The organism is Patescibacteria group bacterium (assembly GCA_028707065.1).
Taxonomy (GTDB): domain Bacteria; phylum Patescibacteriota; class Patescibacteriia; order Patescibacteriales; family WJLG01; genus JAQTUZ01.
Window position 1 is genome coordinate 1 of sequence record JAQTUZ010000033.1, and the last position, 8,601, is coordinate 8,601.

At 41.8% G+C, this 8,601-nt stretch carries 8 protein-coding genes; all 8 read left to right on the forward strand.

What is annotated here, in order from left to right:
* The coding region (locus PHE24_06775) for a radical SAM protein (GenBank protein MDD4902803.1) at nucleotides 1-1,221 on the forward strand (1,221 nt) is incomplete at its 5' end.
* 1 nt (nucleotide 1,222) lies between these two features.
* Complete coding sequence (locus PHE24_06780) at nucleotides 1,223-2,662, forward strand: radical SAM protein (GenBank protein MDD4902804.1); 1,440 nt, start codon at nucleotides 1,223-1,225, stop codon at nucleotides 2,660-2,662.
* The gene (locus PHE24_06785) at nucleotides 2,659-3,789 is read left to right on the forward strand and encodes a glycosyltransferase (protein ID MDD4902805.1); all 1,131 of its coding nucleotides are present in this window, start codon (nucleotides 2,659-2,661) and stop codon (nucleotides 3,787-3,789) included. Before PHE24_06780 ends, PHE24_06785 begins: the two co-directional genes overlap by 4 nt.
* An 88-nt stretch (nucleotides 3,790-3,877) precedes the next feature.
* Nucleotides 3,878-4,855, forward strand: a complete 978-nt coding sequence (locus tag PHE24_06790) for a GDP-mannose 4,6-dehydratase (GenBank protein MDD4902806.1) — start codon at nucleotides 3,878-3,880, stop codon at nucleotides 4,853-4,855.
* Nucleotides 4,852-5,577: a polyprenol monophosphomannose synthase gene (locus tag PHE24_06795; protein ID MDD4902807.1), complete on the forward strand. Its 726-nt coding sequence runs from the start codon at nucleotides 4,852-4,854 to the stop codon at nucleotides 5,575-5,577. The genes PHE24_06790 and PHE24_06795 overlap by 4 nt, the downstream gene beginning before the upstream one ends.
* Nucleotides 5,562-6,455 (forward strand): class I SAM-dependent methyltransferase, encoded by an 894-nt coding sequence (locus tag PHE24_06800; protein MDD4902808.1) that lies wholly within the window; start codon nucleotides 5,562-5,564, stop codon nucleotides 6,453-6,455. Before PHE24_06795 ends, PHE24_06800 begins: the two co-directional genes overlap by 16 nt.
* A 565-nt stretch (nucleotides 6,456-7,020) precedes the next feature.
* Entirely contained in the window at nucleotides 7,021-8,067 is a 1,047-nt protein-coding gene (locus PHE24_06805; protein MDD4902809.1) for a hypothetical protein, read from the forward strand.
* Nucleotides 8,068-8,079: 12 nt separating this feature from the next.
* Nucleotides 8,080-8,601: radical SAM protein (locus PHE24_06810; protein ID MDD4902810.1), on the forward strand; the 522-nt coding region annotated here is incomplete at its 3' end.

Genomic DNA, 8,601 nt, shown 5'->3' on the forward strand with positions numbered 1-8,601 from the left:
TTGAAAATATCTCAAGCGATAAAAGAAGCGAATCCCGCCTGCAAGATAATCTGGGGCGGGTCGCACCCGACATTTTTTCCGGAGCAGACAGTAAAGAACGATCTGATAGATATTGTCTGCGTGGGCGAGGGCGAAGAAACCATTTTGGAAATAGTCAGTGGTAAGAACCTGAAGGACATAGACGGCATCATTTATAAAGAAGGCAAAAATATCTTCGCCAACAAATCCCATTCTCTCCACGATCCGGCGCAGATGCCGCTTTTCAATTGGGATCTGGTGCCGCGCCAAATCCTGGAAAGGGTCGCGCTGGTTCCTTCTCTAACCTCGCGGGGCTGTCCGCACCGCTGCACCTTTTGCATCAACGCGATATTGAAAAACCGCTGGCGGCCGCGCACGGCTCTGCAGGTTCTGGAAGATCTGCGCGTCATCAAAAGCAAAGATTATTTCCGCGGCAAACCCGTGAGATTTTGGGACGAGAATTTTTTCGTGGATATGGCGCGCGCCGGGGCGATTGTCGAAGGCATGATAAAAAATGATCTGACAATTCCCTGGGAGACGACCGTGCGCGCCAACTATATCAGGGAGGGGATGATCGACGACAAATTTTTGGCCAAGATGCGCCGCTCCGGCTGTTATCTCCTGTCTTTTGGCGCCGAATCGGGCTGTCCTCGGCTGCTGAAAAAAATGAAGAAAGATATCAATCCTGATGATGTCGTGAATTCGGCTAAGGCCGCGCTAAAACACGGCATCCTTCCGCAATATTCTTTTATGATTGGGCTGCCCGGCGAAGCGCGTTCGGAAATGATGGAGACCCTGGATCTGATAGATAAGCTGGTAAAATTGAGCCCCAAGATCCAGATCCTGGGCCCGCAGGCGTTCCGGCCTTATCCCGGTTCGGAATTGTATGATGAATGCGTGGCGAGCGGGTGGAAAGAGCCGCAGAGCCTGGAAGAGTGGGCAAAATTGTCGCAGGGCGAACTCAATTACCTCTCCATAGAAAATTTTCCCTGGGTGAAGAAAGAAGACAAGGATTTTGTGGAATCGATGGAAGCTTATGTGCGTTTTGGAGCGCACGGCATCAGATCGGCCCTCGGCTCTTCCGTCAAAGCGCAAAAATTATTGAAGCTGGGCTTCATTTTGATCTGCCAGCTGCGCTGGAAATTCAAATTTTTCGCCTGGCCGGTGGAATATAAGATAGCCAAGAGATTTGTTACCAAATAAAATGAGCAAGATAATTTTAATACAAATAAATTTTTCGGACGACCACTCGGAAAAGATATTGCCGCTGGGGATTTTGTCTGTGGGTAGTGCTCTCAAAAAAAGCGGTTTTGATGTCGAACTGTTGAATATTAACGAGAAAGAAATCGATAAGACCGCCGGATACATAATTGGCGAGCGGCCGCTTTTTTTAGGCTTTTCGGTTATGACCGGCATCCAGACAAAGCATAGTGCGGAACTGTCCAAAAAAATAAAAGCCGGTTCGGATATAAAGATCCTTTGGGGCGGCATCCATCCCTCGCTTCTGCCGGAGCAATGTTTGAAAGAGGATTATATTGATTTTGTGGCCGTGGGCGAAGGCGAAGAAACCGTGGTGGAATTGGCGCAAAGATTGGAAGGCGGCGGATCCTTATCCGGCCTTTTAGGCTTAGGTTATAAAGATGGGGATAGTTTTCATTTGAATCCCGAGCGCCCCTTGATAAAATCACTGGATGAGTGGCCTATGGATTTCTCTTTGCTTCCAATGGATAAATATGTCTATAAGCTGGATAAATACGAACGGGTCATCGCCTATAAAGCCAGCCGCGGATGCCCTTTCAATTGCGCTTTCTGCTATAACCGCTTTTTCAACAAGAATCGTTGGCGCGCCTGGTCGGTAAGCCGGGTTGTAAAAGATATAGAATATTTGAAAGAAAATTATCAGATAGACGCGGTAAAATTCTACGACGATAATTTTTTCGTGGATAAATCCCGGGCGCTGGAAATTTTGCGGCGCATAAATCTGCCTTCGCACCTGGAAGTGAGAATCGATATGATAGATGACGAGCTGGCGCGGGAATTGAAGGAAAGAAAGATATTCGACCTGCTTATCGGCGTGGAATCGGGCAGCGACCGGATTCTGGCGATGATAAACAAAAGGATAACCGTGGAAAGAGTCATCGCGGCCGTAAAATCATTGGCCAAATACGATGTGCCGGCCAGCTATTCGGCCATCGTGGGCTTGCCGGGCGAGACTAAAAAAGAATTTGAAGATACCATCGACCTGCTTTATCGGATCTACAAGATCCATCCCAAATCGGCCATAACGCTGGGCGCGTATATGCCATATCCGGGCTCCCAAATGTATGAAATGGCTATAGAGGCGGGATTCAAACCGCCGGTTAAGACCGAGGATTGGGGCAAGATAGACCGTTTTAGGAAAGATTTTTCTTCGCCCTGGGTCGACGGCAACAAAGTCTGGCGCATCAGGGAATATTTCAAATTGCTGAAAATAAAATTGGGGCCGATCAACAAATGGTTCGAATTCCGCATCAAGCATCGTTTTTTTGCCTGTCCCCTGGATATTTATCTGATCGAATGGCTGGCGGGAATCGCCATTGAAGAGAAAAATTGGTTCGGCAAACTTTTGAGAAGGGGATATAATTCCTTGAAGAAAAAGTTATGAAATTATTGGTCATAAATTTGGACAAGGGAATTTTTTCCGCCGGCTCGGCGAGTTTGGAGCGCCTTAAAGAGTATAGCCGATTGGTTGATAAGATTTTTGTCATCGTCTGGACCCTTAAAAAAGAAGAGCCGATAATCTGGCAAGATAAGCTGTTCGTTTATCCGACCAATTCCTGTTGCCGGTTGTTTTATTATTTTGATTCCTTCAGATTAGCAAGAAAAATTTTGAAAAAAGATAAGATAGATCTGATATTCACCCAGGATCCTTTTGAAACGGGGCTGGCCGGCCGGCTTATCGCCGCCAGGAATAATTTGAAATTACAGATTCAGATCCATACGGATTTTTTAAGCCCGTATTTCCGGCGGGAGTCATTTTTGAACATTTTGCGCGTTCGTTTGGCGAAATTTTTGTTGCCCAAGGCCGACAGCATCCGGGTCGTGTCGCAAAGGATCAGGAATTCTCTAAAAGCTGCAAGCTATAAGCTAAAAGCTGAGCCCGTGGTTCTGCCGATCTTTGTTGACGCCGAAAGGATCAAAAACACTCCAATAAAAACAAATTTAAAGCAGAAATATCCGCAGTTTGACCGGGTGATCCTGGCGGCCGGCCGCTTGAGCCGGGAGAAAAATATCGGTTTGGCGATCGAAGTGATGAGAGAAATAGTCAAAAAATATCCCAAAACCGGGTTAATTATCGTTGGATCCGGCCCGGAAGAAGCTGATTTAAAATTTAAAATTAAAAATTTAAAATTACGCGATAATATTGTGATGGAAGCGTGGACCGACGATCTGGCCTCATACCTTAAGACCGCGGATTTGTTTCTGGTCACTTCGAATTACGAAGGCTGGAGTATGGCGGCGGTGGAGGCGCTGGCGGCTGGGTGTCCCGTGGTGATGACGGATGTGGGCTGCGCGGGGGAGCTTATCGTAAATGGCGAAAGTGGGCTGGTTGTCCCGGTAGGCAGCGGGGAAAGACTAGTCGAGGCTATATTAAAAATTTTTGAAAATGAAAATTTAAGAAAAAAAATTAAGAACAACGCCATTCCGATATTTAACTGGCTGTTAAATAAAGAACAGACAATGGAGCTATATAAAAAATCTTGGGAAATAGCGGCGGCTAGCAAGCCGTAAATTTGTCAGTGGCGGGCTTATTCTTTTTGGGATTTTATTCGCGCGAGTCGTTTCCATCGTATGTAAAAATAATAATTAAATGATCACTATGAAAAAAGCTTTAATTACCGGTATAACCGGTCAGGATGGCGCTTATTTATCTAAATTTTTATTGGACAAGGGATATGAAGTTTTTGGACTAGTCAGGAGGACAGTTAACAGGAAATTCGAGAATTTGGAGTATTTGGGCGTAGCGGATAAAGTTAATTGTATCGACGGGGACCTCGCTGACGAATCTTCATTGATCAACGCGGTAAAAAGAATTTATCCCGATGAGGTTTATAATCTAGCCGCGCAATCTTTTGTGGGTACTTCTTGGGATCAGCCGATGGTAACCTGTGAAATAAATAGTATGGGGGTATTGAGATTACTTAATGCGATAAAAATTTGCTGTCCTACGGCTAAATTTTATCAGGCCTCAACCAGCGAGATGTTTGGCAATGTGCATGAAAAGGGCATCCAAGATGAAGAAACGCCCTTTCATCCTAGGAGTCCCTATGCCATTTCTAAGCTTTTCGCTTACTGGATGACTATTAATTACCGAGAAAGCAATAATATGTTTTGTTCGAATGGCATCCTTTTTAATCATGAGTCGCCTATTAGAGGCAAGGAATTTGTTTCTAGGAAAATTACCGATGGTGTGGCTCGTATTAAACTGGGTTTGGCCAAAGAGATACGCTTGGGTAACTTAGACAGCGAGCGGGACTGGGGCTTCGCAGGGGACTATATTGAAGCCATGTGGCTTATGTTGCAACAAGATAGGGCGGACGATTTTATAGTTTCTACAGGTAAAACGCACAGCATTAAGGATTTTCTTGATCTGGCCTTCGATTATGTGGGTATTAAAAACTGGCAGCCATATGTAAAAATAGATCCTCTATATAAACGCCCGGCAGAATTATTCACCTTGCAGGGCAAAAATAATAAATCTAAAAAAATATTGGGGTGGAAACCGAAGGTGACCTTCAGCGGATTGGTCAAAATGATGGTCGATGCCGATTTAAAAAGATTAAGTGGACAAATATGAAGGATATCATTTTAATACCCACATATAATGAAAGGGAAAATATAAAAGTTATCGTATCTGAAATTTTTAATATTTTTCCAGAAGTTAAGATACTGGTGATTGACGATAGCTCTCCCGACGGAACCGCTGCCGCGGTAAAATATTTAATGGAAAAATATCCCAATCTTTCTTTGCTCGAGCGCCGGTATAAAACCGGCTTGGGTAATGCTTACAAGGATGCCATGAGCAGGGTTATTAAGGATAAGGGGATCCGGTCAATTATTACGATGGATGCCGACGGATCGCATAGCGCGGAGTATCTAAGGGATTTTTTTATCAAAAATCAGGACATTGATTTAATCATTGGTTCGCGCTATGTCGGCGGAGGCGGAATTGAAAATTGGGAAAGATGGCGCAAGGAGTTGAGTCGATTCGGCAATTTATATGTTAAATTACTGACAGGGCTCCCAATTAACGACTTTACGGCCGGCTTTATGTGCATTAAAAGGGAGTTTTTAGAAAAATTAGACTTAAATAAGATCGGCTCATCCGGCTATTCTTTTTTGATAGAACTAAAATTCTATCTAATCCACGAATTTAATGCTAGCGTTTATGAGTCGCCGATAATTTTTAAAAGCCGGCGGGAGGGCGAGTCAAAATTATCGAGACAGATTATCAAAGAAGGGTTAAGGGCTCCTTGGCGCTTATTTTTTAAAAGAGTAAAAAAATGGAAGAAAAAATAATTTGTCCTGTTTGCCGCTCGGAAAAGAATTGGTTTTATTGTGAAAAAAATAAACATAAATTGTATCGTTGCCAAAACTGCAGCTTGCTTTTTGTCTATCCGGTTCCTTCGGATTTAAAAAATATCTATAATAAAGAATATTTTAAAAATGAATCCGGGAGAGGCAAATTCGGTTATTCTGACTATGATCAAGACAAGGAGCCGATGAGAGAGGAATTTATATCTCGTATAAAAGAGATAGAGGGACTAGTCGGCGGAAGACATCTTTTTGACATGGGGTCGGCTACCGGTTATTTTTTAAGCTTAGCCAGGGATCGCGGTTGGCAGACAGCCGGAGCGGAAATTTCATGCTATGCGGCTGACATAGCAAAAAAAAGAGGGCATGAAATTTTTTACGGAATATTCCCGGAAGCTATTATTGAAAAAAAATTTGATGCCATAACGATGTGGGATGTCCTCGAACATGTTAGTGACCCTAACGGTTATTTGTTGGCGGCCAATAAGATAATGAAAACAGGCGGAATATTGCTTATTAATACGATCGATGCTGGTAGCTGGTGGGCGAAATTTTGGGGTAAAAAATGGCTCTTGATCATTCCTCCCGAGCATCTGCTGTATTTTAACAGGAAGAATTTGAATATTCTGCTAAAAGAAAACGGCTTTGAAGTACTTTATTTCTTTAAGCCGGGAAAGCGATTTAGCTTATCTTATATTTTTAATGTTTTACACTCTTCGTATGGTTTTGAAATTTGTAAAAAAATATCAGGTTTTTTTAGCGGCGAGCCTTGGAGGCGTATTGCCATCCCGATTAATGTCCGGGATAATATTTGCGTAATTGCAAAAAAAACTAAAACATCGGACCATGATAATGAAAATTGAAAATAGACCCAAATTTAAATTGAATGCCGAGAATATGATCATATTATATTTAGCGGCCAGTTTTTTTGTCGGCATTTGGCACGCGCTCCCTATGCTGAATGTTATAAATGACGAGATGTATTTTACCGGAGGTGTGTTGAGGGCCATGGAAAACTATTCCATTATTCCCGCGGCGGGGGATGTGCCCTATGGAACATTGACATATATTGTTGATTATTTGGCAATCGCGGTGTTTCTAGCATTGTCCTTGCCTTTTTTTAATTTTGACATCTCTGGTCTTAAAAATTTTTTGATCCAATCTCCGGCGCCGGTTTATTTAACAATAAGATTTGTAAGCGCTTGCCTGGCTTTAGTTTTTTTATTTTTAACCAATGATATTTTAAAAAAGGAGATTGAGGACGCAAGGGCGCGGATGTTCATTTTGGTTCTATTGTTTACCAATATTATAACGACGGCAGTGCTCCACACGGGTAAGGTGTGGGTTCTGAGCACTTTGTTGGTTTTTATTTCTTTTTACTTTTTATATTGCGCAGTTTTGCATAATAAAAACGGCGAGAACATAAAAGTGAATAAAAATATTTTTTTAAGTATATTGTTTGTTTTTTTTGCGGGAGCGAATTTCCCTTTAAATATTTATGCCTTGGTAAATTTACCGCTTATCATCTTTTTTTTCGGAAGAAATAAAGAAATTATTATTAAGATTTTCAAGTATGGAATAGCCAGCCTCGGCGCTTTTTTATTGATTGTTTCTTTGAATTTTTCTGGCATAAAAGAGCAAGTCATAAGTATTTTTACGGATTATCATCCGTTACTTAATGTCGGCGACCAGGCGCGCGCAAAATCAAATCCCGGTTTTTTTGAATCCCTCGCCCTCTATTGCTGGAGATTGGCGCTGCTGTTCCCGCTTTTTATCGCTGCGGCCCTGGTATCTCTAAAAAATAAAGTAAAAAACAAAGACCTTCTGATAATGTCTTTATCTTATTTTTTCTCATATTTTTTTATAATATCCTTTGTCGCTAATTGGTCGAGAGAGCCAATTTCGATATTTAGATATCTGTTTCCTTTGGGTTTTTTTATGACATTAGCAATCGCGAGTTTCGATATAAAATTCAAGAAAATCTTTTTTGTCATTGGCGCCGCTTCTATTATTTTTCATCTGTTTACGCTTTATTATCTGTCCATTCCCACTTCTTATAACCTCGCTTATGATTGGGTGGGGGCCAATCTTAAAAATCAAAACATAACAATAGTCAATAAAGTGCGAGCGCTTCAATTGATAAAAAACAAACAATCCTCAGCTCTTACCAAAGATGAATTTTGCGCAACTAAATGCCAAAATATCATAAATTATAATTTAAACAACGGCTTTAAACCATTAGTTCGGGATTTTGATTCAAAGGACGGTACCTTGGCTGATATAAGGGGAGAAATCTATTACATTGAAAGCGAACCGATAGTTGACGATAAAATGCAATTAGTATATTCTTCTCCTATAAATAAAAATATTTATTTGATTGACAAAAATTTAGGAAATTATTGGGATTGGAAATATCTTACGATTAAAAATTTCGGTGAAAATATTTTTATATATAAAGCTATCGATGCGCAATAGGAGCTATTTTTTATGAAAGTCATATTATTGGATATCAAGGGTGCATCGGTCAGAAAATGCATCAATAAGGATCTATCCGGCGGGATGGGTACTGGAACATGGGTTGGTGACTCTCTCGGAGCGCGGATTTTCGAGCGGGTAAAAAAAAGCAATGTGGTTTTGCCGGAAATCACAGCCGCTTATTTGTCGGCTATTTTTAAAAAATTCGGCTGGGAGGTGAAAGTAACCGATGAAGTGGAAAAATTAAATGAAAAAGCCGATTTGGTATTAGCGCCAAGCTCTATTGTCGATTGCCACCATGAATTAGCGGTAATCGGCGATCTTAGGAAAAAGGGCTATTATGTCGGAGTCTATGGCACCTTTGCTACGGCTGTGCCAGAATTTTTTTTAAACAAGGCGGATTTTATCATCAAGGGCGAACCGGAGGCAGGGGTTCTGAGGATCGTTTCAGAAAATTCATTGCCCAAAGGAGTGTTGGAAATCTCTCAGATTCAAGATTTAGATTCCTTGCCTTTCCCCGATTGGGGTCTTTTC